This window comes from Thioclava sp. NS-SX20 (assembly GCF_057380695.1).
Genome location: NZ_CM170816.1, coordinates 24304 through 50213, shown reverse-complemented (window position 1 = coordinate 50213; position 25910 = coordinate 24304). Strand labels below are relative to the sequence as shown.

25 protein-coding genes and 1 riboswitch are annotated in these 25910 nt (G+C 61.4%); of the genes, 9 read left to right on the top strand and 16 right to left on the bottom strand.

What is annotated here, in order from left to right; all coding sequences use genetic code 11:
• Nucleotides 1-7 precede the first annotated feature (7 nt).
• Nucleotides 8-985: an iron exporter MbfA gene (mbfA, locus tag AC2ISB_RS00220; RefSeq protein ID WP_486575510.1), complete on the bottom strand. Its 978-nt coding sequence runs from the start codon at nt 983-985 to the stop codon at nt 8-10.
• 151 nt (nt 986-1136) lie between these two features.
• Here mbfA and AC2ISB_RS00215 point away from each other — a divergent pair, with 151 nt between their 5' ends.
• Complete coding sequence (locus tag AC2ISB_RS00215) at nt 1137-1805, top strand: hypothetical protein (RefSeq protein ID WP_486575508.1); 669 nt, start codon at nt 1137-1139, stop codon at nt 1803-1805.
• A 13-nt stretch (nt 1806-1818) separates the two neighbouring features.
• Here AC2ISB_RS00215 and trhO read toward each other — a convergent pair whose 3' ends face one another.
• Nucleotides 1819-2742, bottom strand: a complete 924-nt coding sequence (gene trhO, locus AC2ISB_RS00210) for an oxygen-dependent tRNA uridine(34) hydroxylase TrhO (RefSeq protein ID WP_339108834.1) — start codon at nt 2740-2742, stop codon at nt 1819-1821.
• A gap of 135 nt (nt 2743-2877) precedes the next feature.
• On the opposite strand from trhO, the gene pncA reads away from it, so the two are divergent.
• The 3 genes from pncA to AC2ISB_RS00195 all read left to right on the top strand — a co-directional run bounded on the left by pncA (nt 2878) and on the right by AC2ISB_RS00195 (nt 5587).
• Nucleotides 2878-3471 (top strand): bifunctional nicotinamidase/pyrazinamidase, encoded by a 594-nt coding sequence (gene pncA / locus AC2ISB_RS00205; RefSeq protein WP_486575506.1) that lies wholly within the window; start codon nt 2878-2880, stop codon nt 3469-3471.
• Nucleotides 3472-3538: 67 nt separating this feature from the next.
• Nucleotides 3539-4846: a nicotinate phosphoribosyltransferase gene (gene pncB, locus AC2ISB_RS00200; protein ID WP_339108832.1), complete on the top strand. Its 1308-nt coding sequence runs from the start codon at nt 3539-3541 to the stop codon at nt 4844-4846.
• A gap of 76 nt (nt 4847-4922) precedes the next feature.
• Nucleotides 4923-5065: riboswitch (FMN riboswitch) on the top strand.
• A 75-nt stretch (nt 5066-5140) separates the two neighbouring features.
• Nucleotides 5141-5587 carry a 6,7-dimethyl-8-ribityllumazine synthase gene (locus AC2ISB_RS00195; protein ID WP_339108831.1) on the top strand — a complete coding sequence of 149 codons (447 nt, stop codon included), beginning with the start codon at nt 5141-5143 and terminating at the stop codon, nt 5585-5587.
• Between the two features lie 110 nt (nt 5588-5697).
• Here the strand turns inward: AC2ISB_RS00195 and AC2ISB_RS00190 are convergent, their stop codons facing one another.
• From AC2ISB_RS00190 to arfB, 4 genes are read right to left on the bottom strand one after another with little or no spacing between them, the layout of a single operon-like run.
• Entirely contained in the window at nt 5698-7185 is a 1488-nt protein-coding gene (locus AC2ISB_RS00190; RefSeq protein WP_339108830.1) for an inorganic phosphate transporter, read from the bottom strand.
• Nucleotides 7186-7244: 59 nt separating this feature from the next.
• The gene (locus AC2ISB_RS00185; protein WP_339108829.1) at nt 7245-7706 is read right to left on the bottom strand and encodes an NUDIX hydrolase; all 462 of its coding nucleotides are present in this window, start codon (nt 7704-7706) and stop codon (nt 7245-7247) included.
• Between the two features lie 43 nt (nt 7707-7749).
• Entirely contained in the window at nt 7750-8178 is a 429-nt protein-coding gene (locus AC2ISB_RS00180) for a hypothetical protein (protein WP_486575504.1), read from the bottom strand.
• Complete coding sequence (gene arfB, locus AC2ISB_RS00175; protein WP_339108827.1) at nt 8171-8593, bottom strand: alternative ribosome rescue aminoacyl-tRNA hydrolase ArfB; 423 nt, start codon at nt 8591-8593, stop codon at nt 8171-8173. Before arfB ends, AC2ISB_RS00180 begins: the two co-directional genes overlap by 8 nt.
• Before the next feature lie 181 nt (nt 8594-8774).
• Between arfB and AC2ISB_RS00170 the strand changes: the two genes are divergently transcribed.
• The 4 genes from AC2ISB_RS00170 to AC2ISB_RS00155 all read left to right on the top strand — a co-directional run bounded on the left by AC2ISB_RS00170 (nt 8775) and on the right by AC2ISB_RS00155 (nt 13477).
• Nucleotides 8775-9485: a type 1 glutamine amidotransferase gene (locus tag AC2ISB_RS00170; protein WP_339108826.1), complete on the top strand. Its 711-nt coding sequence runs from the start codon at nt 8775-8777 to the stop codon at nt 9483-9485.
• Nucleotides 9482-10834 carry a glutamine synthetase family protein gene (locus AC2ISB_RS00165; protein ID WP_406720174.1) on the top strand — a complete coding sequence of 451 codons (1353 nt, stop codon included), beginning with the start codon at nt 9482-9484 and terminating at the stop codon, nt 10832-10834. Before AC2ISB_RS00170 ends, AC2ISB_RS00165 begins: the two co-directional genes overlap by 4 nt.
• 11 nt (nt 10835-10845) lie before the next feature.
• Nucleotides 10846-12150 carry an NAD(P)/FAD-dependent oxidoreductase gene (locus tag AC2ISB_RS00160; RefSeq protein ID WP_486575502.1) on the top strand — a complete coding sequence of 435 codons (1305 nt, stop codon included), beginning with the start codon at nt 10846-10848 and terminating at the stop codon, nt 12148-12150.
• Nucleotides 12151-12292: 142 nt separating this feature from the next.
• Nucleotides 12293-13477 (top strand): DegT/DnrJ/EryC1/StrS family aminotransferase, encoded by a 1185-nt coding sequence (locus tag AC2ISB_RS00155; protein ID WP_486575500.1) that lies wholly within the window; start codon nt 12293-12295, stop codon nt 13475-13477.
• A gap of 61 nt (nt 13478-13538) precedes the next feature.
• Here AC2ISB_RS00155 and AC2ISB_RS00150 read toward each other — a convergent pair whose 3' ends face one another.
• Nucleotides 13539-14978, bottom strand: a complete 1440-nt coding sequence (locus AC2ISB_RS00150) for an aldehyde dehydrogenase family protein (protein WP_486575498.1) — start codon at nt 14976-14978, stop codon at nt 13539-13541.
• A gap of 184 nt (nt 14979-15162) precedes the next feature.
• Between AC2ISB_RS00150 and AC2ISB_RS00145 the strand changes: the two genes are divergently transcribed.
• Complete coding sequence (locus AC2ISB_RS00145; RefSeq protein WP_339108821.1) at nt 15163-15819, top strand: peroxiredoxin; 657 nt, start codon at nt 15163-15165, stop codon at nt 15817-15819.
• A gap of 60 nt (nt 15820-15879) precedes the next feature.
• On the opposite strand, the gene AC2ISB_RS00140 is transcribed toward AC2ISB_RS00145, so the two are convergent.
• The 9 genes from AC2ISB_RS00140 to truB form a co-directional block, all read right to left on the bottom strand.
• Complete coding sequence (locus AC2ISB_RS00140; protein WP_486575495.1) at nt 15880-16716, bottom strand: glycosyltransferase family 2 protein; 837 nt, start codon at nt 16714-16716, stop codon at nt 15880-15882.
• Nucleotides 16709-17494, bottom strand: coding sequence for a hypothetical protein (locus AC2ISB_RS00135; RefSeq protein WP_339108819.1), 786 nt, complete (start codon nt 17492-17494; stop codon nt 16709-16711). The genes AC2ISB_RS00140 and AC2ISB_RS00135 overlap by 8 nt, the downstream gene beginning before the upstream one ends.
• 19 nt (nt 17495-17513) lie before the next feature.
• Nucleotides 17514-18515 carry a rhamnan synthesis F family protein gene (locus AC2ISB_RS00130; protein ID WP_406720170.1) on the bottom strand — a complete coding sequence of 334 codons (1002 nt, stop codon included), beginning with the start codon at nt 18513-18515 and terminating at the stop codon, nt 17514-17516.
• A 228-nt stretch (nt 18516-18743) separates the two neighbouring features.
• Entirely contained in the window at nt 18744-20888 is a 2145-nt protein-coding gene (pnp, locus tag AC2ISB_RS00125; protein WP_406720169.1) for a polyribonucleotide nucleotidyltransferase, read from the bottom strand.
• 287 nt (nt 20889-21175) lie between these two features.
• Nucleotides 21176-22624 carry a sodium/proline symporter PutP gene (gene putP / locus AC2ISB_RS00120; protein ID WP_339108816.1) on the bottom strand — a complete coding sequence of 483 codons (1449 nt, stop codon included), beginning with the start codon at nt 22622-22624 and terminating at the stop codon, nt 21176-21178.
• A gap of 289 nt (nt 22625-22913) precedes the next feature.
• Nucleotides 22914-23183 (bottom strand): 30S ribosomal protein S15, encoded by a 270-nt coding sequence (gene rpsO / locus AC2ISB_RS00115; RefSeq protein ID WP_339108815.1) that lies wholly within the window; start codon nt 23181-23183, stop codon nt 22914-22916.
• 126 nt (nt 23184-23309) lie between these two features.
• Nucleotides 23310-24254 carry a calcium-binding protein gene (locus AC2ISB_RS00110; protein ID WP_486575492.1) on the bottom strand — a complete coding sequence of 315 codons (945 nt, stop codon included), beginning with the start codon at nt 24252-24254 and terminating at the stop codon, nt 23310-23312.
• Nucleotides 24255-24359: 105 nt separating this feature from the next.
• The gene (locus tag AC2ISB_RS00105; protein WP_339108813.1) at nt 24360-24878 is read right to left on the bottom strand and encodes a DUF1643 domain-containing protein; all 519 of its coding nucleotides are present in this window, start codon (nt 24876-24878) and stop codon (nt 24360-24362) included.
• Between the two features lie 53 nt (nt 24879-24931).
• Nucleotides 24932-25834 (bottom strand): tRNA pseudouridine(55) synthase TruB, encoded by a 903-nt coding sequence (gene truB / locus AC2ISB_RS00100; protein WP_406720166.1) that lies wholly within the window; start codon nt 25832-25834, stop codon nt 24932-24934.
• Nucleotides 25835-25910 lie beyond the last annotated feature (76 nt).

The following is a 25910-nucleotide window of genomic DNA, read 5'->3' as shown; positions in this document are numbered from 1 at the left end:
TTGGCGCTTAGCCGCCGCCGATCAGCACACCTGCGGCAAAGACCAGCGCGCCGCCCAGCACCACTTGGAAAACCGCTCGCAGGAAGGGCGTCTCCATATAGCGGTTCTGGATCCAGGCAATCGCCCAGAGTTCGACAAAGACCACCATCATCGCGATGATGGTTGCGGTCCAGAAATCGGGGATCAGATAGGGCAGCGCATGGCCCAACCCGCCCAAAGCCGTCATCACCCCCGAGGCCAGACCGCGCTTGAGCGGCGAGCCACGGCCCGAGATCACCCCGTCATCATGGGCGGCCTCGGTGAAGCCCATCGAGATCCCCGCCCCGACCGAAGCCGCAAGCCCGACCAGCAGCGTCGTCTTCGGGTCCTGCGTGGCGAAAGCGGTGGCAAAGATCGGTGCCAGAGTCGAGACCGACCCGTCCATCAGCCCCGCCAGACCGGGTTGCACCCAAGTCAGCACGAATTGACGATGCGCCGCGCGGTCTTCCTCGGCACGGGCGTCGGGGGTCAGATGTTCTTCCACAAGATGCTCGGCCGTGGCTTCATGCCCCGCCTCGGCAGCGGCAAGATCGCCCAGCAGCTTACGGGTCGCGGCATCGGTGGCACGTCCGGCAGCAGCGGTATAGAAACGCTCGGCCTCGCGTTCCATCGCAGCCGCTTCCCCGCGCATGGCGTCCAGCGACATGGTCTCGGCCATCCAGACCGGCTTGCGCGAATAGAACCCCGCGATATGTTCGCGCCGGATCAGCGGGATCACCTGACCGAACCGCGCCTGATGTGTTTCAATCAAACGGCGGCGATGTTCGTCTTCCTCCAGTGCCATCCCGTCGAACACCTTGGCCGAGGCGGGAAATTCCGCCCGTAGATGCTCGGCAAACTGACGGTAGATGCGGGCGTCATCCTCTTCCGACGAAATCGCCAGCGCGAGGATCTCCTGCTCGTTCAGGTCCGAAAAGCGGCGACGGTTACCGAGGAAGGAAAACATGGATGCGGCCCTCAACTTTAGAACAGTTCTAAGGTAGGCGAGGCGCGGTTCTTTGCCAAGACCGAAAACCTCACAGGCCCTATTTTACCTTCTCTGCCCCTCTGTCGAGTGCTAAAGACGCCATGCTTCATAACAAACCACGGATTTTAAGATGAAATCTTTGACACTCGGCCTTGGCGTCTGGTTGCTGGTCGCCAGTGCGACCACCATCGGGATAGGCCTGCTACCGGTCGATTTCACGCATCACTTCGATTATTTCAACAGCCCCGGCGAGGCCGTCGTTGCGATCTTGGGCGTTGTCGCCTTGCCCGGTGTGATCGCTGCGGGGATAACGTTTACGCTTGCCGCAAACCGCCGCCCCGATGTCGCCTGTATCTTGGGGACATGCGGCGTGAGCATCTGCCTAGCCAGCATATCGCTCGGCATAGGTTATAGCGCCTATTACCATCTTACGGGAGACATCCCGACCCCTATCGCCATCATCCTGTTTCTGACATTCTGGCTATGCCTCTATGCAGGCTTTTTCTTCAGCCCGATCATGCGGCTTGACGATCCGGCGATCAGCGCTGCCAACTGGCGCAGGCTACTCAGCTTTGTAGCAATCTGTGTCGTGTTTTTCGTTCTCGGCCTCGTCAGCAAAGACACGCCATTCGAACTTATTCACAGAGCAATCGCCGCATTGGGCGTCAACAGCCTCCAACCCGTGGAAAAATCCTCGATCGATATCGGGGCGGCGCTGACCATTGCCTTTGGCGTGGAAACAGGGCTGGCGTGGGCGCGGCGTTACGAGGCGGCACAAGGGGCGGCCAAGGCCGCCTGAGGCCGGAAGGGGATCAGACCTCCGAGGCCTCTTCCCGACCGATATGGCGTTCGCCGCGGGCCTTCGCCAGCTGGATCTGGTGCTCGCGCTCGCGGAAACGGGCGCGGTCTTCCGGAGAATACTCGCCCACGCAATGGTGACATTGCACGCCCTGCTCGAATTCGGGGCGGGCGCGGTCTTCGGGGGCAAGCGGGCGGCGGCAGGCATGGCAGACCTCGCGGTGCTTGCCCTGCTCCAGCCCGTGGGTCAGCGCCACACGCCCGTCAAACACAAAGCAATCGCCTTCCCAGAGGCTGTTTTCCTTGGGCATCTCTTCGAGATATTTCAGGATGCCGCCCTTCAGGTGGTAGACATCCTCGACACCCTGCCCGATCAGATAGTTGGTCGATTTCTCGCAGCGGATACCGCCGGTGCAGAACATCGCCACGCGCTTGTTGTGGAAACGCTCGCGGTTCTCTTCCCACCATTTCGGGAAATCGCGGAAGGTCTTGGTTTTGGGGTCTACCGCGCCTTTGAACGTGCCGATATCGACCTCGTAATCATTACGCGTATCGATCACCACAACATCAGGCGCCTGAATGAGTTCGTTCCACTCTTCCGGCGTGCAGTAATTACCGACCGAGGCCGTCGGATCCACGTCCGGCTGGCCCATCGTCACGATCTCTTTCTTCAGCTTCACCTTCATCCGCAGGAAGGGTTCATCCTCGGCGGTGCTTTCCTTCCAGTCCAGATCGGCACAGCCCGGAAGCGCGCGCACATGGGCGAGCACGGCATCGATCCCTTCGCGCGGGCCGGCGATGGTGCCATTGATCCCCTCATGGGCCAGTAGAAGCGTGCCCTTGACGCCCTGCGCCTGTGCCAGCGCCAAGAGCGGGCCACGGATAGCGGCCAGATCATCGAATCGGGTGAAGTGATAGAGTGCGGCTACGATATACATGCGCCTGCGTTTACTGCCTTGAGCCCGCTTCAGGCAAGCCTGATATAATCTGTATTACGGCCACAGCTTTTCCGTGCCAGTTGACCCTTGGCCCAGCGCCGCCTAGCCTGCCTGACACAACAGCGGAGCCCTCTCATGACCACAGCCCTGATCGTCATCGACATGCAGAACGACTTCTGTCCGGGCGGCAAACTTGCCGTTACTGCAGGCGACGAGATTGTCACAGAAATCAATGCGCTGATGGGCGAGCATGACGTGACCGTACTGACGCAGGACTGGCATCCCGCCGACCACCAATCCTTTGCCTCGAACCACGGGGCCGATCCCTATTCGGTGGCGCACATGCCTTATGGTCCGCAGGTCCTGTGGCCGGATCATTGCGTGCAGGGCACGCAAGGCGCGGCGTTTCACCCCGATCTGGCCACGGATGCCGCCGATCTGGTGCTGCGCAAGGGCTTTCGCCCCACGATCGACAGCTATTCGGCCTTTTTCGAAAATGACCGGACCACGCCCACCGGCCTGCATGGCTATCTGCAAGAGCGCGGTGTGACGGATCTGACCTTCTGCGGGCTGGCCCTGGATTTCTGCGTCGCTTGGTCCGCGCTGGATGCGGCAAAGCTGGGCTATGGGGTCCGCGTCCGGCATTCGGCCTGCCGTGGCATCGATCTGGACGGTTCACAGGCGGCGGCGCTGGGCCGGATGGAGGCGGCGGGCATTTGGCTTGCCTGACCCCCGGCTCTTGCCAAGTGCCTGATTTATCGGTTTAGTCCCTGCCATAACGAGGGAGGGGCCGAGTATGGTCGATATCGCGACGCGCGTTTATAACCACAAGTGGAAGATCGACCCGATCATCCGCTCCCTGATCGACACCGATTTCTACAAGCTGCTGATGTGCCAGTCGATCTTCCGCAACAGCCCCGATACGGTGGTGCGGTTCTCGCTGATCAACCGCTCGAAAGACATCAAGCTGGCCGAGCTGATCGACGAGAATGTCCTGCGCATGCAACTGGATTACGCCCGCTCGCTGAAACTGTCGCGCGGGGAAAGCACATGGCTGCGCGGCAATATGTTCTATGGCAAGCGCCAGATGTTCCGCCCCGACTTCATGGAGTGGTTCGACAACTACCAGCTGCCGGAATATGACCTACAGGTCAAAGACGGCCAGTACGAGCTGACCTTCGAAGGCCGCTGGCATGAGGTCATGCTTTGGGAAATTCCCGCGCTGGCAATTCTGATGGAGCTGCGCTCGCGCGCGATTGTCAACCAGATGCGCCGTTTCGAGCTGCAGGTGCTCTATGCCCGCGCGATGACCCGCATCTGGGAAAAGATCAATGCGCTCAAGGATCTCGAAGGGCTGAAAATCGCGGATTTCGGCACGCGCCGCCGCCATAGCCATCTTTGGCAGGACTGGTGCGTGCAGGCGATGCTGGAAGGTCTGGGCGACAGTGCGGCGGGCGGAGCCTTTACCGGCACCTCGAACTGCCTGATCGCCATGCGCCGCGACATCGAGGCGGTGGGCACCAATGCCCATGAACTGCCGATGGTCTATGCCGCCTTGGCCGATACCGACGAAGCGCTCAAGCAGGCCCCGTACAAGGTGCTTGCGGACTGGCACGAAGAGCATGACGGCAACCTGCGCATCATCCTGCCCGACACTTACGGCACCGAAGGCTTCCTGCGCGATGCACCAAGCTGGCTGGCAGGCTGGACCGGCATCCGTATCGATAGCGGCGATCCGGCCCCTCTGGCCGAGGCCGCGATCCGCTGGTGGGAGTCGAAAGGGGAAGACCCGCGCAAGAAGCTGGTGATCTTCTCTGACGGGCTGGATGTCGAGGAGATCCGCAAACTGCATGGCCAGTTCCACGGGCGGGTCAAATGCAGCTTTGGCTGGGGCACGCTGCTGACCAATGACTTCCGCGGCTTCGTGCCGGATGACGGGCTGGCTCCGTTCAGCCTTGTCTGCAAGGCGATCTCGGCCAATGGCAAACCGACGGTGAAACTGTCGGACAATCCCAATAAGGCGATGGGCCCGCTCTCCGAGATCGACCGCTACCGCCGCGTGTTCGGCATCGGCCAGCAAATCGCGCGCGATGTGATTGTCTGACCGTAAATGCATGACAGGCTGTGCAATTCAGCCACAAGCTGCCTCTTGCACCCGCCCGTGAAACGCGCCACTTTCGCGCTGTTCTCAGGGCGGGGCGAAATTCCCCACCGGCGGTAAGCAGCAGGTCTGCAAGCCCGCGAGCGCCCTCACCAAGAGGGGTCAGCAGATCGGGTGCAATTCCCGAGCCGACGGTCATAGTCCGGATGGAAGAGAATGTGTCAGGCGCGCGCCCTTCGCGAAGCGTTCTGGCATGTGATCGCCTTGGGTGACGTGTTGTTGCGAAAGGAGATCCAGATGACACCCACCCGTTATGCTTTCGTCAAAGCGCAGTGGCATGCCGATATTGTCGATCAGGCACTGAAAGGATTTTACGAACTGATCCCTGCCGATCAGGTTGACGTGTTCGATGCGCCGGGGGCGTTCGAATTGCCCTTGGCCGCCAAGAAACTGGCCCAAACGGGGCGCTATGCCGCCATCGCCTGTGCGGCCTTCGTGGTGGATGGCGGGATCTACCGTCATGATTTCGTGGCCCAGACCGTGGTCGACGGCCTGATGCGCACCGGCCTTGAAACCGGTGTTCCGGTCCTGTCGGTCTCGCTGACCCCGCATCACTATCAGGAAACCGACCACCACAACCGGATCTACAAAGACCATTTCGTGCAGAAAGGCCGCGAGGCGGCGCAGGCCGCTCTGGGTGTCACGACGCTGCATGACCAGCTTGCGGCGCTTGCAAAGGCCTGAGCGGCCTGCGCCACACGCCCCAGCAGGGTCTGGCCGGAACGCTCTGGCCCCGCACATGGAAAAGACGCAAGCGGGGCTTGCGTCTTTTGCGTTTCAGGCTGTGGCCGCGCTCAGGCGACCAGCGTCAGCAGCAGATAGATGCCGATGGCAAGGACCGCCGAGAAGGGCACGGTCACCACCCAAGCTGCGGCCACCTGCAGGATATGCGCGCGGCGCACCAGAAGGCGGCGCTTGCGTTCTTCGGGCGGCACAGGCTTGCCCTTTTGCAGCGCACCGGGACGGGCAGCCCGACGCTGAGCGTGGAACTCACGGTAAAAGCCCACGCCGAAGATCCCGCCGACAGCGATATGGGTCGAGCTGACCGGCAGCCCCAGCCAGCTTGCAACGATGACGGTGATCGCCGCCGACAGCGCCACACAGAAGGCCCTGACCGTGTTGAGCTTGGTGATCTCGGAGCCGACCAGCTTGATCAGGCGCGGCCCGAACAGCAGCAGACCGAAGGAGATCCCCATTGCGCCCACCAGCAGAACCCAGAGCGGCAGACCGACCGAAGACGAGATAGACCCCACCTCGACGGTATGCACGATGGCCGCCAGCGGCCCGACCGCATTGGCCACATCATTGGCCCCATGCGCAAAGGACAGCAGCGCCGCCGCCGCGATCAGCGGGAAGGAGAACAGCGTCTTGACCGACTTCTTGCGGTTTTCCAGCCCTTCGGACTGGCGCCGGATCAGCGGGATCGAGATCAGCCAGCAGGCCACGCCAAACCCAACCCCCAGCAAGCAGGAGACGTTGAGCGGGATCGGAAACACATGCTTGAGGCCCTTATACAGGATATAGGCCCCGAAAGCGCCCGCCATGATCCCGTTCCAGACCGGCACCCAGCGCCGCGCGGCCTGAATGCGCTCTTCGACATCCAGCATCTGGCGGCGGATCACCGCAAGAAAGGCCGCCGCAATCACCCCGCCCAGCACAGGCGCAATCACCCAGCTGGCCGCGATCCGGAAGATCATCGTCCAGTCGATCGCATGGAACCCTGCCGCCATCGCCCCTGCCCCGACGACACCGCCCACGATCGAGTGGGTGGTCGAGACCGGAGCCCCGATCCATGTCGCAAGGTTTAGCCACAGCGCCGCTGCCAGCGACGCGGCCATCATCACCCAGATATATTTTGTGGGATCTTGCAGCGCGAGCGGGTCCACAATGCCTGTGGCCACGGTTTTCACCACATCGCCGCCCGCCAGAAGCGCCCCGCTGGTCTCGAACACGGCGGCAATTACCAGCGCGCCCAGCATCGGCAATGCTTTGGAACCGACCGCCGGCCCCATGTTGTTGGCAACGTCATTGGCCCCGATATTCAGCGCCATATACGCACCGATCGCGGCCCCGACAACCACAACCCCCTGCCCCGGCCCGGCCCCCATCAGCAGCGCGGCCACAAGCCCCGCCAGACCGATAAAGGCCAGCGCAATTCCCGGTGCAACCAGACTGCGCGACACATGCTGTGCGCCATGCTCAAGACGCCCGAGCCGCTTCAAATCGCGGTCAAGCGTCTTCCACTGGTTTACACCCTTGCCGTCTTGTTCGTTCAAAGACATGAATCCGCCACAAAACTGTTACATTCAGGGGCGGGCCATAAAAGGGACGCGGCTAGAAATCAACGTTTGATACTGGTCAATGACAGAATTATGTCAGACAGCCCCTCTTCGGCAACGGCCTGTGCCGCTGCTTCCGGTGCAAACCAGCGCCGTTCGCGCTCTCCCGCTTCGGGGAAATCCGGCGACAGTTCTGCCTGCGACAGATGGAACACGGCCACCTCCACAGCAATATCCAGCCCGCTATCCAGCCCCTTGTCATAGGTGAAATGGCCAACCGCCCGCTCGGTGATGCGCCCGCGGGCCCCTGCCTCTTCCCATGCCTCCTGTGCCGCCGCCCCCGAAAGCGACCGGCCACGCATCGGCCACCCTTTCGGGGTCACCCAGCGCCCCGTCCCGCGCGAGGTAATCAACAGGACTTCGGTTTTTTCGCCGCGTCCGCGCGTGCACAGCGCCGCCACCTGCAAGGCGGCAGGGCGACGGCCCAGAAGGCTGCCCAGCACATCCATCAGGCGGCGGATCATGACCTTTCCCTTTCCACTTGCGTCGGTTCCTGCCAGAGCCGCCCTACCATGCGGCCCCCGCAGGCGCGATGTCCAGCAGCACCTCGGAGATCATCTCGACCAGCAACGCCGCATTCTGCAGGGAAAACCCTGCGCTGGGGCGCAAGGACAGCCGCGCCCCCTCCGGTACAGGCAGCACCAACAGGTGTTCCAGCAAGCCTGCCCGCAGCTGTCGGGCCTTCTCCGCCCCGTCCGGCGGTGCGAAAACAAGGCCGATCTCTGCCGGTGCAGGGTCAATAGTGATCCCCCGAAACGGCAGCGCCGCCAGCCGGACGGCCAGAAAGGCCAGAACCTGCGGGTCCACCGCAACCGCCCCGTCCCCCTTACGGTCCAGCTCCTCACCATAAAGCCCGTCACAACAGAGATAACGGGTCTGCGCCGCATCCCAGCCCCAAGGGCCATCACGCCGGATCAGAGAGACCACCTCACTCATCGCCACCCACCTTTCCTCGTAGGGCCTTCACCTCGCCACGGATCGTTTTGGCCTTCAGCCGCCGCCGCTGACTGCCCTTGGTGGGCTTGGTTGCGATGCGGCGCTTCGGACGATGGGTGGCCGCCAGCACCAGCTCGGCCAGCCGTTCGCGCGCCAGTTCGCGGTTGCGCGCCTGCGAGCGGGTTTCCTCGCAGCGGATCAGCACCGCCCCGTCCTGTGTCCAGCGCCGCCCTGCAAGCGTTTTCAGCCGCGCCTTCACCATCGCGGGCAGGTGCGGCGAGCGCTCCGCCTCGAAGCGCAATTCGACCGCCGTCGAGACCTTGTTCACATTCTGCCCGCCCGGCCCTTGGGAACGGGTGAAGCTTTCGGTGATCTCCCAGTCGGCAATCGAAATCGTATCGGTGATTCTCAACATGGCGCGAAGGTAACGCGCCTGACGGCAATAGAAAGGCCCAAGCCGCGAAAACTGCGGATATCGCGGGCGGACCACCTGCCCCGCCAATTATCAGAACGATGCCCGAGACACGCCCCCCGCGACAGCCCTTGCCGCCACCGTCTTGCAGCACTAGGCTCGGGATACCGGCGATATCGCCTCAATGAATGGTTTCTACATGCTGATCGGCATTCTCAAGCTCGGGCCTATGGCCGAGCCGCTTCGCGAAAAACATGGCCAGTATTCTGACATGTTCCAGCGCCTCTTCTCCCGCTACGATTTCACCTATCGCATCTATGATGTGGACGAAAAAGGCGAACTGCCCGCCCGTCCCGATGAATGCGATGGCTGGATTCTCAGCGGCTCGAAATACGGTGCCTATGAAGACCACGCCTTTATCCCGCCGCTCGAAGCGTTCATCCGCAAGGTCGCGGCCTCGGGCGTGCCGATGGCGGGGATCTGCTTCGGGCACCAGATCATCGCGCAGGCGCTGGGAGGCAAGGTCGAGAAATTTGCAGGCGGCTGGGCCGTGGGCGCACAGCATTACCTGATCGACGGCACCCCCGTCACGCTGAACGCATGGCATCAGGATCAGGTGACGCAGATGCCGGAAGGCTTCGACTGTGTGGGCAGCAATGACTTCTGCCGCTATGCCGCAATGGTCAAGGGCAACCAGATTTTCACCATCCAGCCGCATCCCGAATTCGACGATGCGCTGATCGGCGATATGCTGGCCACCCGCCGCGACGGACCGATCCCGAATGCGCTGATTGACGCTGCCGAAACAAAACTGGACGAAAGCAAGAATTCGTCGGCCATCGCCGACCGCATCGCACAGATGTTCCTTGCCGCAGAAAAAAGGAAAACCGCATGAGCGACTGGATCAAGAAATGCCCGCAGGCCGCGCAGGACTATCTGGAAGGCCGGCGGCTGGACGAGGTCGAATGTATCGTCCCCGACATCGCGGGGGTTGCGCGCGGCAAGGCGATGCCTGCCTCGAAATTCGCGCATCAGAAACATTTCTACCTGCCGAACTCGATCTTCCTGCAAACCATCACCGGCGAGTGGACGGATAACCCCTCGGGGGCCTTTACCGAACCGGATATGATCCTTGAGCCCGATTATTCCACCGCCACGGCCGCGCCCTGGACCGCCGACTGGACGCTGCAGGTGATCCATGACGTGAAGGATCAGGCCGGTAATCTGGTGCCCATCGCGCCGCGCAATGTGCTCAAACGGGTGGTCGATCTGTATAAGGCCGAAGGCTGGACGCCGATTGTCGCCCCCGAGATGGAATTCTTCCTTGTCGCGCGCAATACCGACCCCAACCAGCCGATCATCCCGCCGATGGGCCGCACGGGGCGGCGCGCTGCGGCCAAACAGGCCTATTCGATGTCGGCGGTGGATGAATATGGCAAGGTGATCGACGATATCTACGACTTTGCCGAGATGCAGGGGTTCGAGATTGACGGCATCCTGCAGGAAGGCGGCGCGGGCCAGATCGAGATCAACCTCGCGCATGGCGACCCGATCGAGCTGGCCGACCAGATCTTCTTCTTCAAACGGATGATCCGCGAGGCGGCGCTGCGTCACGACTGTTTCGCCACCTTCATGGCCAAGCCCATCGAGGGCGAGCCGGGGTCGGCCATGCATATCCACCAGTCGGTGATCGATACCAATGGCAACAACATCTTCTCGGACGAGAAGGGCAACGAGACGGAAACCTTCCTGCATTGCATCGGCGGGCTGCAACGCCACCTGCCTGCGGTCATCGGCTTGCTGGCGCCCTATGTGAACAGCTACCGCCGCTACATTCCGGATTTTGCCGCCCCCATCAACCTTGAATGGGGCCGCGACAACCGCACCACGGGCCTGCGCGTGCCGATCTCCAGCCCCGCTGCGCGGCGGATCGAGAACCGGCTGGCAGGGATGGATTGCAACCCCTATCTGGGGCTCGCGGCGACGCTGGCCTGCGCCTATCTGGGCATGAAGGAAAAACAGCTGCCCCGCCCCGAATATCTGGGGGACGCCTATTCCGGCACCGACGAGCTGCCTGCCAACCTCGGCGATGCGCTGGATCTTCTGGCCGGTCACGACCCGATCCGCGATGTGCTGGGCGAAGAGTTCTGCATTGTCTACGAGGCCGTCAAACGCAATGAATACAAAGAGTTCCTTCAGGTCATCAGCCCGTGGGAACGCGAACACCTGCTGCTGAACGTCTGACAAGGCCCCCGATGAACCTGCTTTTTGCCAATGATACCACGGGCGAACATGCGCCCAGCTATTACGCCGCCACCGCTTTTTCCGACAAACGCCGCCCCAAGCTGCGCGGTGCGGAAAAAGCGGATGTCGCGATCATCGGTGGCGGGTTCACGGGGCTGTCGGCGGCCCTGCATCTGGCCGAACGCGGCTGTTCGGTGCGCCTTGTCGAGGCGCATCGGGTGGGCTTCGGAGCCTCGGGGCGCAATGGCGGGCAGGTCGGCTCCGGCCAGCGGCTGGAACAGGACGATCTCGAGGCCGCCTATGGCCGCGAGATGGCGCATCGGCTGTGGGAATTCGGTCAGGAAGCCAAAGGCTTGGTCAAATGTTTGATTGCCGCGCATGATATTCCGGTGACCTTCCACGAGGGCATCGTGCATGCCTGCCTGCACAAGCACGAGGTCCGCCATTCCCACCATATGGCCGAGAAACTCTCCCGCGATTACGGCTATGATCTGGTCGAACCGCTGACCAAGAGCGAGTTGCAGGAAATCCTGCCCTCCGACCGCTATAAAGGCGGCGATATCGACCGCGGTGCCGGACATCTACATCCGTTGAACTTTGCCCAAGGGATTGCCCTTGCCGCCGAAAAGGCGGGGGCGGTGCTTTACGAGGAAAGCCATGTTCAATCGGTGGAAACGGGGCCAGAGGTCACCATCACCACCGATGACGGCGTGCTGCGGGCGGAGTATCTGGTGCTGGCCTGCAACGGCTATCTGGGCGATCTCAAGCCCAAGGTCGCGGCCCGCGTCATGCCGATCAACAATTTCATCGTCGCGACCGAGCCATTGGGCGCGCGGGCCTCGGAGGTGCTGCGCGAGCATGTCGCCGTGGCCGATACGAAATTCGTGGTCAATTACTGGCGGCTTTCAGAAGATAACCGGCTGCTGTTCGGGGGCGGCGAAAGCTATGGCTACCGTTTTCCCGACATCGTGAAAACCGTGCGCAAACCGATGCTTGAGGTCTATCCCGGCCTCAAGGATATCCGGATCGACTATGCGTGGGGCGGGACTTTGGCAATTACCATGAACCGCATGCCCGCCTTCATCCGCCCTGCAGGCGATAACATCCTGTCGGCCTCGGGGTTTTCGGGGCATGGGGTCGCAATGGGGGTGCTGGCGGGGCGGATCATGGCCGAAGCGATCAGCGGTCAGGCCGAGAAATTCGACATCTTCGCATCCCTGAATGTTCCGAAATTCCCCGGTGGCGCGATGCTGCGCAGTCCGCTTCTGGCAGCCGCCATGACATGGTATGCGATGCGCGACCGGCTGGGCCTGTAACGGCCCCACCAGCAACGCCCCCGGCCAGTAGGGGAATTTGCTGCGGCTCTTGTAAGCCTGCACACGGGTTGACACATTAGTTTCACTTGGCCTTAGCATACTGCTCGGGCAATGAAGCTGCAAATTGTGTCAGGAGACCCTCATGCCACGCGATGCACAGATCGCCCCCAACTGCTATGACGCCGAGCCGATCCCCGAAGCCGCCCGCGCCGAGATCGACCGCCTGCTGACCACGGGAGACCTGTTCCGCTATACCTCCGAAGGTTCGCCTGTCGCGCGGCTCGAAGAGGCCTTCGCCGCCCATATGGGGGTCCGCTATGCGGTGGCTGTGTCCAGCTGTTCGCAGGCGCTGTTTCTGGCGATGAAGGCGCTGGATCTGCCTGAGGGCGCGCGGGTTCTGGTGCCGGCCTTCACCTTTGCCGCCGTGCCCTCGGCCATCGTTCATGCGGGCTGCGTGCCGGTTCTGGTCGAGGTGGGCGAGGATTTCCGCATCGACCTAGAGGATTTCGCCGCCAAGATCGCCAGCGCCGATGCCGTGTTGATCAGCCATATGCGGGGCCATACCTCGGATATGGATGCCATCATGGAACAGGCCGAGGCGCATGGCCTGCCGGTGATCGAGGATGCCGCCCATAGTCTTGGCACCCGATGGCACAACCGCAAGATCGGCACGATCGGGCGCATCGGCTGTTTCTCCTTCCAAAGCTACAAGCTTCTGAACGCGGGCGAAGGCGGGGTGATGATCACCGAGGACCCCGATCTGGCCGCACGCGCCATCATCATGTCGGGCGCCTATGAGCATAACTGGAAAAAGCACTCGGGCCTGATGACGCGCTGCGAGGCGTGGCAGAACAAGCTGCCGCTCTATAACTGCCGGATGCAGAACCTGTCGGCGGCGATCCTGCTGCCGCAGATCGGGGAAATCCCCCGCCGCGCGCGCGATGGGCTGCGCAACCATGACCATGTGGCCGCCCGTCTGGGAGAAAGCCGCTGGCTGAAGGTGCCGCCCGCTCTGCCGCCTGAAACCCGCGCGCCGGATTCGCTGCAATTCCTGCTGGCAGGGGAATGGAGCGTCGACGAGGCCCGCGCTTTTCAGGCCGAGGCAAAAGCACGGGGGGTCTCGGTGTCGGTCTTCGGGCTATCGACCGATAATGCCCGCGCCTTCTGGAACTGGCAGTTTTTGGGCGAGCTGCCCGAGCTGCCCAAGACCCGCGCCATGCTGATGCGCGCCTGTGACATCCGCCTGCCGGCGCGGCTGACGCAGCCCGATCTGGAGTTCATCTCAAAGGCTCTGCTAGAGGCCGTGGCCCAAATCAAACCCGCCTGAAGAAAAAGCCGGAGCGTGAGGCTCCGGCTTTCCATTTTTTCAGGCCAGATATCCGGCCGGATTATTCGGCAGCGTAACCCGAGATCGCGATCACATCGCAGAACTCTTCGATACCCCAGCGCCCGCCTTCGCGCGCACGACCCGAGGCCTTGATCCCGCCAAAGGGCGAACCCGCCCCGCGCGATTGACCGTTCAGCTCGATCATGCCCGCCTGAAGCTGCATGGCCATGCGGCGCAGACGCTCAGGGTCTTGGGTCTGTGCATAGTTGGTCAGCCCGTATTCGGTGTCATTGGCCACTTTCACGGCCTCTTCTTCCGTATCGAAGGGCATGATCGACAGCACCGGTCCGAAGATCTCTTCGTTCATGATGCTCATATCCGGCGTACAATCGGCAAAGACCGTCGGGCGGACGTAATAGCCGCGGTTCACACCCTCGGGCAGACCCGGACCACCGGCCAGAAGGGTCGCGCCCTCGGCAATGCCCTTCTCGATCAGCCCCTGAATCTTGTCGTATTGCGACTTGTTGATCACCGGACCGATATGTTTGCCATGCTCGCGCGGATTGCCGACCTTGGTTTCCTCGGCCACTTTCTTCGCGATTTCCAGCGCTTGCGGATAGATCGCGCGCTCGACCAGCATACGCGAGGGCGCATTGCAGCTTTGGCCGGAGTTGTTGAACATATGCTTCACGCCACGTTCCACAGCCGCATCATCGGCATCGGCAAACACAAGGTTCGCGCCCTTGCCACCCAGCTCAAGCGCGACGCGCTTCAGCGTCTCGGCGGCATTTTTCGAGATCGCACGGCCTGCGCGGGTGGAACCCGTGAAGGAGATCATCTCGATATCCACATGGCCCGAAAGCGCGGTGCCCACGCCCATGCCATCGCCGTTCACAAGGTTGAACACGCCTGAGGGGATGCCTGCCTCATGCACGAATTCGGCGAAGAGCATCGAGCTGAGCGGCGCCTCTTCCGAAGGCTTCAGCACCATCGTGCAGCCCGCCACAAGCGCCGGAGCCACCTTCAGCGTGACCTGATTCATCGGCCAGTTCCACGGGGTGATCAGACCCACAACGCCAATCGGCTGATAGCCGATCATCGCGCCCGGCGTGCCATCGCCCAGCGGGTGCAGCCACTCGAAGGATTTCGCCGCCGTCAGGCAGTTGGTGATATGGCTGATACCGGCACCGGCCTGCGCGGCGAAGGCCAGATCGATCGGCGCGCCCATTTCAAGGCTGATCGCCTCGGCCATCTCCTGCTGGCGGGCCTTATAGACCTCGAGCAGACGCTCGACATAGGCGATACGCTCGGCGGGGGGCGTCGCGCGCCATGCAGGCAGCGCGTCCTTGGCGGCCTTGACGGCGACATCGACATCGGCACTGGTGCCAAGGCTGATAATGGCGCAGGCTTCTTCGGTGGACGGATCAATGACGTCGTGGTCGCGCGGGGCCAGCGGCGCAACCCATTCACCATTGATGTAAAACTGACGTTTCTCGATCATGAGCAGACTCCTATTTCGCGCGCAGCCTGTCTGAAAGCGGCCAGAGACGCAAGGGACCGAAAGCGCATTCCGCCATGCAAAGCGGGAATAGAGCCGTGCAAATTTGCGCAATTCAATGGCACAGGCTGGGCAAAGCCGGAGGCTGCGCCTATATCTGGGGCAGAGATTTCAGATGGAGGACTCTATGGGACTGCGCATCAACGATATCGCCCCCGATTTCACCGCGCCTTCGACCGAAGGCGAGATCAAGTTTCACGATTACATCGGCGATGGCTATGTCGTGCTGTTCTCGCATCCGCGTGACTTCACCCCTGTTTGCACCACCGAATTCGGCGCTGTCGCACAGCTGGCCGATGAATGGGCCAAGCGGAACACCAAGGTTATCGGTGTGTCGGTGGACACGGTCGAAGAGCATGTGAAATGGAAAAACGACATCGAGTCCTTCTCGGGCGCGAAAGCCGGTTTCCCGATCATCGACGACACCTCGCTGACCGTGTCGAAAGCCTATGACATGCTGCCCGCAGATTTCTATCTGCCCGAAGCCAACCGCACCCCCGCCAATACCGCGACCGTGCGTACCGTCTATATCATCGGGCCGGACAAGAAGGTCCGCCTGACGATGACCTACCCGATGTCGGTGGGCCGCAACTTCGCCGAGATCCTGCGCGCGCTGGATGCCGTTCGGGCAACCGATGGCGTGCCGTTTGCCACCCCCGCAAACTGGGTGCCGGGGCAGGACGTGATCGTGGCGCTTTCGGTGTCGGATGACGATGCCAAGGCGAAATACGGCGATCTGGATATCAAGCTGCCCTATCTGCGTTTCGCAAAACAGCAGAACTGAAACACGGCACATGGTTTGAAAAAGCCCGCATCGATATGCGGGCTTTTTTATGGGCTTGGCTCAACTGCGCGGCTCGGGCAGGCCGTAATGGCCCATCATGCCCGCGATTGCCTGATCATTGCCCCGCGTCTCTTCGTTGATATTGAAGGACTTCAGGCTGACCTCCTGCGAGCCCGGCCATTCGATGATCCGCGTCCGCCCCCCGACATGCCGGATCAGCGTGCCCTGCATCCGTGCCATCCAGTAAAGCCAGACATCATCGGCCATCGGCGCGAGCGTCATGAACAGCTCTTTGCGCGTCACATCCTTATACAGGCTATGGGGCGGGTAAAGCACCCCATGCACCCCCGTCAGAAACACATCCGCGGCGCTTTCCGTTTCCGAGATATTCTTTTGCCACGCGCCATAGGGCAGAGGCTGCCCGTCCCTAACCGTAAACCGATGGGCGCGGTGCACCATGATCTGGCGCGGAGACGCCTTGGCGGCCTCGACCAGCCGCTCCAGCCAGTCGCGAGGGTAATAGACATCGTCATCGAAGGTCACGATGGTCGCTTCCGGATAGGCCAGAAGCGTCGGGATGATCTTCATATACGAGCGCAGGAACTCGTGGCTGCGGATACTCAGCCCCGGCAAGGCACGGATGGCAGGCGGCAGTTGTTCTTCATGGCCGGGTTCCAGCCACAAGATAACCTCGTCAGGAGCAACGCTCTGCGTCAGGATCGAGCGCAGCGTGATCTCCAGCGAGCCGAAACGTGCCGGATAGCTGGTCAGCGACACGATCAGGCGCCCCGCCAGCCCATGCGGCCTGCCCTGCCCCTTGCGAGACAGAACCTCGCGCCGTGCCTTGGCCACGCGCCTGCGCCATTTCAGATAGCGAAACCAGTTCGGCTCAGCCATTCGGGGCCTCCCATGCCTGTTTCAGCCAAGAGACATCCCCGATCCGGCGATACCATTTCCCGCCCCGCCCGTTCAGCGCATCGGTCATTTTGGGATTGCCCGCGAAACAGACGATCTTGGCGCCCTCCGGCAGCGTGGGATCGGCCAGATAGCTTTTCAGCCCGCGCGGCACGCAATCATTCTTGAAACTCACGCACCAGCCCTTGGGCCAATAGGCCAGATGACCATGCTTTGCCAGTTGCGCCGACTGGAACTGCTGGCTGATCTCGTAATCACGGGTCGCGGCCTCGGGATCGGCCAGATAGGCGTCAAGGATATAGCTATGCGCGCCGATTTCGTAACGGAAGACCGAGCTGTTGCCGACCGAATGCAGGAAGGCATCGCGTTCGGCATTCACCTTGCGCAGGGGCTTGTGCCGGAAAAGATCATCGTCGCGGATGATGCGGAAGGGGCCGTCCAGCTCGAAAAACGCATCGAGCGGCCCCACGATCACCTGATCAAGGTCGAGAAACAGCGCCGTCCCCGATAGCCCCGCCAGATCCTCGCGAAACAGCGCCAGCTTGCGCCAACGGGTGTCGGTCTTGCCCTTCGCCAAGCCCAACTCGGGCAAAGGCAACGCCTCGATCCGGCTGTCCAGCCCCGAGGCATCATCGGTAAAGCAGATGAACCGGTGCGGGCGGCCCAGATGCTGCCGCACCCCCGCCGCCAGCCGGTTGACATATTCGGGACCATAGAGCGTGCCCCATTTCATGGTGAGGATCAGCACCGGATCGGTCATCCCGCTCTCCCTAGAGATTTCAGTTCTTGTCCCAGACCGCGACCTCATCGCGGATTGCGGGCGGAAACTCGGCTTCCAGCCCCAGTTCAAGGATCTTGGCCCGTGCCCCGATCATTTCAGCCACCCGCTGTTTTTTCAGGAAAGGAAAGCCCAGAGACCGCATCACATAGGGATGCAGCGCCGTAGAAAAGACAAACAGATTGGTTGCCTCGATCTTGTCGCTCAGCGCATCACGGATCTGAAGCGCGGTCATATCCCCCCGCTCGAGAAGCGGCTGGATAATCCGCGCATCATGGCGCTTCACGCTGCATTGCAGGCGCAAGATCGCGTCCATCATCTCTTCATCGTCGAGATTGATCAGGAAATCGCGCACCTCTGCCCAGCTATGCAACCCGCCAACGCTGAAACCGAGATCCGCAAAATGGTTGGCAAGTTTCAACTCGCGCATCTTGATCACAAGGCGCTTGTCATTAACGATCGACATCTTGCGCCAATACCGGTCAAATCGCGGGTCCTGCACAACCTTCTGCGAGAAGCGGAAGAAATAGGACTGCACATGGGTCCGGTGATGGTTTCCCGCCTTCCGGTGCCGCCAGTCCAGATCGACAAACAACCCCCAGACATCTTCGGGCGCAGCACGGCTTTGGTCGATCACATCGGAGTCTTCCGAAAGCGGGAACCACATACTGTCATTCATGACATAGAGGTTGCGCGGGGCCATCTTGCGGTCGAGAACCTGCAAGACGCCCTCGCGATAGCCACCGAAATCATAGCCGATATTCGGGCGCTCCACGATGAGACGGGTCAGCGGGGAAAGCTTTGCCTTATCGGCATCGGAGATCTTGGTATTCGAGACCAGAACCACCGACAGCCCCTGCTTGGCCAGCCAGTCGAGTTGCCAATAGGTCGACGCCAGAATGCCTTTAGGCTGATAGACCAGCAAAACGACCACATCCTGCGTTGCGACCTGCTGCCCTTCGATCACATGAACCTTACGACTGCGCTGCAAATCACAGATCATGCGCGTCACATGCCCCCAATAGGGCATGAACTTGAAATAAATCTGACGCCCGAGCCGTTTTATTTCACGAACAAATTTTTCCGAGGGGGTTTTCTTGGGCGGCAAATAGGATGTCTGCGTCACTGTCCTGCTCCACAGGCCATTGCACGAAAGCGCGCGGGGCAAAGGGCCTGAAATAGTAAATGAGGGGCATGAACCACGCCCCTCACAATCATCGAAAAGCGCAGATCAGTCTGCTTTTTCTTCTTTTTTCTCCGGCGCGATTTCTTCGCCGGTTTCTTGGTCGACCATCTTCATGCCAAGGCGCACCTTGCCGCGATCGTCGAAGCCCAGCAGCTTGACCTTCACCTCTTGACCCTCTTTGAGGATATCCGAGGGGTGGTTCAGGCGCTTGTTGGCGATCTGCGACACGTGGACGAGGCCGTCACGCTTGCCGAAGAAGTTCACGAAGGCGCCGAAATCGACGAGCTTCACGACTTTACCAGTGTAGATCTTGCCTTCTTCCGGCTCTGCCACGATCGAATAGATCATGTCATAGGCCTTCTTGATGGCTTCACCATTGGCCGAGGCGATCTTGATGATGCCGTCGTCATTGATGTCGACCTTCGCGCCCGAGGTTTCCACGATCTCGCGGATGACCTTACCGCCCGAGCCGATCACTTCACGGATCTTGTCGGTCGGGATCTGCATCGTCTCGATGCGCGGTGCGTGCTCGGAGAACTCGGTGCGGCCCGCGGACAGCGCCTTGTTCATCTCGCCCAGAATGGTCATGCGGCCGTCTTTGGCCTGCGCCAGAGCCTGCTCCATGATCGCGGGGGTGATGCCTGCAACCTTGATGTCCATCTGCAGCGAGGTGATGCCGTTTTCGGTACCCGCCACTTTGAAGTCCATATCGCCAAGGTGGTCTTCGTCACCCAAGATGTCGGTGAGGACCGCATAGCGACCGTCGTCTTCAAGGATCAGGCCCATCGCAACGCCTGCCACCGGAGCTTTCAGCGGAACGCCCGCATCCATCATCGACAGCGAGCCGCCGCAGACCGAAGCCATCGAGGAAGACCCATTCGATTCGGTGATCTCGGAGACAACGCGGATGGTGTAGGGGAAGTCGGTTGCTGCCGGCAGCACCGCTTGCAGCGCGCGCCATGCCAGCTTGCCGTGACCGATTTCACGACGGCCCGGCGAACCCACGCGGCCAACTTCGCCCACCGAATAGGGAGGGAAGTTATAATGCAGCAGGAAGTTCGAGCGGTAGTTGCCTTCCAGCGCGTCGATGATCTGCTCGTCATCGCCGGTGCCCAGCGTGGTCACGACCAGACCTTGGGTCTCGCCACGGGTGAACAGAGCCGAACCGTGGGTACGCGGCAGGATGCCCACTTCCGAGGTGATCGGACGCACGGTGGTTTTGTCACGACCGTCGATACGGGCGCCACCATTGATGATGTCACCGCGCAGGATGCCCGATTCCAGCTTCTTGATCGCCGAACCGAGATTCGCGTCTTCGCGATCTTCTTCCGACAGCGCGTCCTTGATGGCGGTCACGGCAGCAGAGATCGCATTCGAACGCTCTTGCTTGTCCTTGATCGCGAAGGCGGCGCGCATCTGGGTCTCGCCAGCCGCTTTGACCTTGCCATACAGCTCGTCATAGTTCGGCGGAACGAAGTCGAAGGGCTCTTTCGCGCAGGCTTCGGCCAGATCGATGATCAGGTCCAGAACCGGCTGCATCGCGTCATGGCCAAACTTGACCGCGCCGAGCATTTCTTCTTCCGACAGCTCGTAAGCTTCGGATTCCACCATCATAACGGCGTCTTTGGTGCCGGCGACAACCAGATCGAGGCGCTGCTCGGGGTTGTTGCGCAGTTGGGTCATGTCCTCGCATTCGGGGTTGAGGATATATTCCCCATCCACGAAGCCAACACGCGCCGCTGCGATCGGGCCCATGAAGGGCACGCCCGAGATGGTCAGAGCCGCCGAGGCCGCGATCATCGCGACGATATCGGGCTCGTTGACCAGATCGTGGCTGAGCACGGTGCACATGACCAGCACTTCATGCTTGAAGCCCGGAACGAACAGCGGGCGGCAGGGACGGTCGATCAGACGCGCGGTCAGCGTCTCTTTTTCCGTCGGGCGCGCTTCGCGTTTGAAGAAGCCACCCGGGATCTTACCGGCTGCGTAATATTTCTCTTGGTAGTGAACCGTAAGCGGGAAGAAATCTTGACCCGGCTTCGGTGCCTTGGCGAAGGTCACATTGGCCATGACCGAGGTTTCGCCCAGCGTGGCGATCACGGTTCCGTCGGCCTGACGTGCCACCTTGCCGGTTTCCAGCGTCAGGGTCTCTTCGCCCCACTGGATGGATTTTTTCGTAACGTTGAACATTCAGCGTATCCTGTCTGGAAACCTCACAGGCGTATCCCGTGGGCTCCCGTTTGCATGGCGGCCCCATTGCCGCCGCCCCTCTATCCTGTGCATGTGCCCCGGGGGCTCGGGCGTCACGTCTCAGATGCCTCGCCTCATACAGGAAAATGCGGCTTATGAAAAGCAATCCTTGCATGCCCTCTGCCGCTCTTCGGGAAAGGCGGCTGCCAACGTTCCCCGTGAAACATTGCCCCAATGAAAAAAGCCGCAGCAAATGCCGCGGCCTTTTCCTTTTTCTGTGTCGCGCCTTATTTTGCGCGGTATTCGCCGGCATCCCGTGTGATCAGCGTCACCACGACAATAGCAACGAAAGCCGCCACAAACCCCGGAATGATCTCGTAAAGACCGGTCGACGCCGCCAGACCCGAATAGATCCAGAAGATCACCGTTCCGGCACCGACAACCAGACCGGCCAGCGCGCCTGCCCCGTTCATGCGCGGCCAAGTCAGCGCAAGGATCACCAGCGGGCCGAAGGCCGCACCGAAACCGGCCCAGGCATTGGACACAAGCCCCAGCACTTCGGAGCCCGGATCACGGGCGATCCAGATCGCGACCGCGCCGACAAGAACCGTCGCCAGACGCCCGACATTCACCAGAGCGCGGTCGGAGGCGGTACGATTGAGCACGATGCGGTAGAAATCTTCCGAGATCGACGAGGCCGAGACCAGAAGCTGCGAGGACACGGTCGACATGATCGCCGCCAGAAGGGCTGCGTAGAGGAAGCCGGTGACCAGCGGATGGAACAGCAGGTTCGACAGCAGGATGAAGATGGTCTCGGGGTCATCAACGGTGATGCCGTTGCGCTCTACATAGGCGCGGCCGAAGATCCCCACGCCGATCGCCCCCAGCAGCGAGATTGCCATCCAGCCCATGCCGATATTACGGGCCTTCGGTACATCCGCGACCGAGCGCACAGCCATGAACCGCACGATGATATGCGGCTGGCCGAAATAGCCCAGCCCCCATGCCATCGCCGAGAGCCAGCCAATCGCGGTCAGGCCATGCGTCATCGACAGATAGCCCTCCTGCATATCCGACAGGCGTGCCGCAGCCTGATCAACGCCATTGCCCTGCCCCATATACAGGATCACGGCAGGCATGATGATCAGCGCGAGCATCATGATGAAGCCCTGCACGAAGTCGGTCAGCGACACGGCAAGGAAGCCACCGATGACCGTATAGACCAGAACGATGCCCAGCGTGATGCACACGCCCACCATATAGTCACCGCCGAAGGCGCTGGCATAAAGCTTGCCGCCGCCGACAAGGCCCGACGCCGTATAGACCGCAAAGAACACCACGATGATGATCGCGGACACCATGCGCAGCGCGGTGGCATGGGTCGGGAAGCGGTTGGCAAGGAAAGCCGGAATGGTCAGGCTGTTGGAATAGCGCTCGGTCTGCTCGCGCAGGCGCGGTGCCACGATGATCCAGTTGAACAGCGCCCCGATGAACAGGCCGATGCCGATCCAGGCTTCGACCAGACCCGATGCGTAAAGTGCGCCCGGCAACCCCAGCAGGAGCCAGCCGCTCATATCCGAAGCGCCCGCCGACAGGGCTGCAACCGACGGCGGCAGATCACGGCCACCCAGCATATACTCTTCGGAATTCGATGTGGATTTACGCCATGCGTAAACGCCGATGCCCAGCATCAATGCAAAATAGGCGATGAGACTGATCCAGATACCGATACTCATCAATTCCCCCTCTGTTTTTCGTTACGGGTCTCTTGCACGGACCAGCCAAAAAACGAAGAAAAAAGACATAACACACAGCCAGATCATGCAAATAAGTCAAATAGACCAGATGATACATTCATATTGGTCACTATGATCAGATATTGGGCTGATTTGGTCGATTTGCACTTTTGTCAAAATGCCAAAATTTTCAGCATGTCTTTGCATAATGATTCGCCAGACCGCGCAAAAAGAAAACGCCCGCTGAAACCAGCGGGCGTCCCGATCCTTACAGACCAGCGCGAGGCGCTTAGCGACGGATACCCAGACGCTCGATGAGCGATTGGTAACGTGCTTCTTCTTTGCCCTTCAGGTAGTCCAGCAGCTTGCGGCGCTGAGCAACCAGCATCAGAAGGCCACGACGCGAGTGGTTGTCCTTCTTGTGGGTTTTGAAGTGCTCGGTCAGGTTGGCAATACGCTTGGTCAGGATTGCAACTTGCACTTCGGGCGAACCGGTGTCGCCTTCTTTGGTTGCATATTCTTTGATCAGGGCGTTCTTGTCTTCGACGGTGATCGACATCGGAATCTCCTTGGTTAAGGGTGGGGGCACAAGCCGGGATGTCGTCCAGCAGGGTCCATAAAACACGCTCTCTTGCAAAAGCGATGGGCGCCTTTACACCGAATCCGCTCAAAAATAAAGGGGCAATCAGCCAAAGCCGGTCTGCTGTTCGAAAACAGCGCGGGTAACAAGTTGCAGATCTTCCAGCAAGAGCCCCTCTGCCCCCTGCACCTGCGCCACGCGCTGGCCGTCAAGCGTCACCCATGTGCCCTGCGCATCCTCTTCCAGTGTCAGGCTGGGCGAAAGCGACTGCGCCGGATCATAGACCACAAGGAGACGGTCCTCTTGCGCATCGAAATCGGAAATCACGGCAGGGCGATCGGCTGAAATCCAGGACCCGAGTGCAAAACTGTCCGCATCTTCCCCGCCAGAGAGGCTGTCGCCGCTGCCCGCCACAAGCGTGTCGGCCCCCGTGCCGCCATTCAGATAATCCGCGCCATCCAGATCCTCCTCGGGATCGGACGCACCGATCAGAAGATCATCGCCGCCATTGCCATCCAGCTCGTCCGCACCGGCCCCGCCATGCAGCGTATCCTGCCCCGCCCCGCCTTGCAGGACATCATCGCCCGCGCCCCCCGAAAGGAGATCATCGCCTTCGCCGCCCTGCAGACAATCCTCGCCCGCCTCACCCGACAGCGTGTCCTGCCCCGGCCCGCCACGCAGAAGATCCGCCCCGTCCGCGCCCCGCAAGCTGTCATCGCCACGCTCTCCCGACAGGGTGTCCTCTCCCGCCTCGCCCCAAAGGGCGTCATCGCCCTCGCTGCCCCAAAGCTGGTCGTCGCCCGCACCGCCATACAGGCTGTCATTCCCGCCATAGCCGTTGATCTGGTCATCGCCCCCGGCCCCGCTGACATGGTCATCCTCCGCACTGCCGGACAGGATCTGGTCTTCGACCACCGCATCGGCCAGAGCCTCGTCCGCTTCGGGAGCGGCAAGATGGTCCTCCTCCGTGTCCTCCGAACGGTGACTGCCCACAAAAGCCGCCCCTGCACCGGCCATCAACAGACCGACCAACCCTGTAAAGAACAACATCCCATTCTCCTCGCGGCACCTGCGCGCGAGAACATTACAGCAACACCCGCAGATTCCCTAAGGGCAAAATAAGCGGTGGTGATGAAAAATCTACGGATGGTTAAGTCAGGCCCAGAGCACCGGCTGCTGCGCATAACCGATATAGAGCGGATGTTTCGGCGCACCGGCCTGCGTCAACCCAAGATGATAGAGCGCCCGATCCGCCCCGCGCAGCAGCGCCTCCACCGCCGCTCCGCGCCCCAGATGCGCCCCATGCGCCCCCCATGCGCAGATCACACGGTCCTGCGGGCCGGACACCCAGTCGAGGCTCTCCAGAATGGCACGGTCGTTTTCGGGGCCGACAGGGTCGGGCTGGGCGCGCATCACCTTGGGATCGGTCGCGCGATAGGCGAAGATATTGGTCACCCGAAAGGCACCAAAGCCCAGAACCCGCGCGCGCCTCTCGCAGCGTTCGACGGTCGGGTCGTTCTGCACCTCGGTCGCGGTCGAGGGGTTGAGCATGACAAACAGCGCCCTCGGCCCCTCGGGGTCCCAGACACGGGTGAGAAGATAACGATACTGCTCGTCGTCGGAATAGACCGCCACCGAGGCCGCATCGCCTTTCAGGAATTCACGCGTGATCATGGGGCATCCTCTCGCCAAGGAAAAGGCCGGAGGAGATCCACCGGCCCGTCAGGTTACAGGTTGAACACGCGGCTCGGATGCAATTCGCCCGCCTTGTAGACCCCCACGGCCAAGGGCACGCCCTCATAGGACACCCAAGCCTCGTCGCCATATTCGCAGGCCGAGGCCAGAACCATGCCCGGATTGCCATTGCGCAGACGGACCGCGCCATCGGGGGTGCATTTCAGCTCTGGCAGGTCGGCCAGACCGATCTCCAGCGGCAGGACCTTGGCATCAAGCTCGGGCGTCTTGGCAAGCTGGTCAACCTCGTCAAGGCTGACCCCCTGCGCCGCCTCGAACGGGCCGGACCATTCGCGCCGGAGCCAGAGCACATGGCCCAAGCACCCCAGCGCCTGCCCCAGATCGCGGGCGATCGAGCGCACATAACCGCCCTTGCCACAGACCATCTCAAGCTCGATCGTATCGGCATCCACGCGCGAGACCAGTTCGAGGCTCTCGACCCAGAGGGGGCGCGCGGCCAGTTCCATCTCCTCGCCCTTACGGGCCAAGGCATAGGCACGCTCGCCATCCACCTTCACGGCGGAAAACTGCGGCGGCACCTGCATGATATCGCCGGTAAACTGCGGCAGAGCGGCACGGATCTCGTCATCGCTCGGGCGCGTCTCGGAGGTCTCGATCACCTCGCCCTCGGCATCATCGGTATTGGTGGCCGCCCCAAGACGCACCTGAAAACGGTAGCATTTATCGGCATCGGTAATATAGGGCACAGTCTTCGTGGCCTCGCCCAGAGCCACGGCCAGAACCCCCGTTGCCGCAGGGTCCAGCGTGCCCGCATGGCCCGCCTTCTTCGCGCCAAGCGCCCAACGCACCTTGTTGACAACGGATGTCGAGGTCATCCCCGCAGGCTTGTCGATGATCAGCCAGCCCGAAACATCGCGACCTTTTTTACGTGCCATTGCCTTGTCCGCCCTTCGCTTGCGCCCGTTTGCAAGGCGTCCTGCTAGCCGAAGGGGGACGGATGGTCAACCGGCC

Coding starts and splice junctions, on each gene's coding strand:
- AC2ISB_RS00165 (WP_406720174.1), top strand. CDS start 9,482: ATGAGCGACTGGATCAAGAAATGCCCGCAGGCCGCGCAGGACTATCTG.
- AC2ISB_RS00130 (WP_406720170.1), bottom strand. CDS start 18,515: ATGATCTGTGATTTGCAGCGCAGTCGTAAGGTTCATGTGATCGAAGGG.
- AC2ISB_RS00215 (WP_486575508.1), top strand. CDS start 1,137: ATGAAATCTTTGACACTCGGCCTTGGCGTCTGGTTGCTGGTCGCCAGT.
- pncA (WP_486575506.1), top strand. CDS start 2,878: ATGACCACAGCCCTGATCGTCATCGACATGCAGAACGACTTCTGTCCG.
- AC2ISB_RS00140 (WP_486575495.1), bottom strand. CDS start 16,716: ATGGCTGAGCCGAACTGGTTTCGCTATCTGAAATGGCGCAGGCGCGTG.
- mbfA (WP_486575510.1), bottom strand. CDS start 985: ATGTTTTCCTTCCTCGGTAACCGTCGCCGCTTTTCGGACCTGAACGAG.
- AC2ISB_RS00105 (WP_339108813.1), bottom strand. CDS start 24,878: ATGATCACGCGTGAATTCCTGAAAGGCGATGCGGCCTCGGTGGCGGTC.
- arfB (WP_339108827.1), bottom strand. CDS start 8,593: ATGTTGAGAATCACCGATACGATTTCGATTGCCGACTGGGAGATCACC.
- rpsO (WP_339108815.1), bottom strand. CDS start 23,183: ATGTCGATCACCGTCGAAGACAAGAACGCCCTGATCAAAGAATATGCA.
- AC2ISB_RS00170 (WP_339108826.1), top strand. CDS start 8,775: ATGAATGGTTTCTACATGCTGATCGGCATTCTCAAGCTCGGGCCTATG.
- AC2ISB_RS00145 (WP_339108821.1), top strand. CDS start 15,163: ATGGGACTGCGCATCAACGATATCGCCCCCGATTTCACCGCGCCTTCG.
- AC2ISB_RS00155 (WP_486575500.1), top strand. CDS start 12,293: ATGCCACGCGATGCACAGATCGCCCCCAACTGCTATGACGCCGAGCCG.
- AC2ISB_RS00160 (WP_486575502.1), top strand. CDS start 10,846: ATGAACCTGCTTTTTGCCAATGATACCACGGGCGAACATGCGCCCAGC.
- putP (WP_339108816.1), bottom strand. CDS start 22,624: ATGAGTATCGGTATCTGGATCAGTCTCATCGCCTATTTTGCATTGATG.
- AC2ISB_RS00190 (WP_339108830.1), bottom strand. CDS start 7,185: ATGTCTTTGAACGAACAAGACGGCAAGGGTGTAAACCAGTGGAAGACG.
- pncB (WP_339108832.1), top strand. CDS start 3,539: ATGGTCGATATCGCGACGCGCGTTTATAACCACAAGTGGAAGATCGAC.
- AC2ISB_RS00110 (WP_486575492.1), bottom strand. CDS start 24,254: ATGTTGTTCTTTACAGGGTTGGTCGGTCTGTTGATGGCCGGTGCAGGG.
- AC2ISB_RS00185 (WP_339108829.1), bottom strand. CDS start 7,706: ATGATCCGCCGCCTGATGGATGTGCTGGGCAGCCTTCTGGGCCGTCGC.
- AC2ISB_RS00180 (WP_486575504.1), bottom strand. CDS start 8,178: ATGAGTGAGGTGGTCTCTCTGATCCGGCGTGATGGCCCTTGGGGCTGG.
- pnp (WP_406720169.1), bottom strand. CDS start 20,888: ATGTTCAACGTTACGAAAAAATCCATCCAGTGGGGCGAAGAGACCCTG.
- trhO (WP_339108834.1), bottom strand. CDS start 2,742: ATGTATATCGTAGCCGCACTCTATCACTTCACCCGATTCGATGATCTG.
- AC2ISB_RS00135 (WP_339108819.1), bottom strand. CDS start 17,494: ATGACCGATCCGGTGCTGATCCTCACCATGAAATGGGGCACGCTCTAT.
- AC2ISB_RS00150 (WP_486575498.1), bottom strand. CDS start 14,978: ATGATCGAGAAACGTCAGTTTTACATCAATGGTGAATGGGTTGCGCCG.
- truB (WP_406720166.1), bottom strand. CDS start 25,834: ATGGCACGTAAAAAAGGTCGCGATGTTTCGGGCTGGCTGATCATCGAC.
- AC2ISB_RS00195 (WP_339108831.1), top strand. CDS start 5,141: ATGACACCCACCCGTTATGCTTTCGTCAAAGCGCAGTGGCATGCCGAT.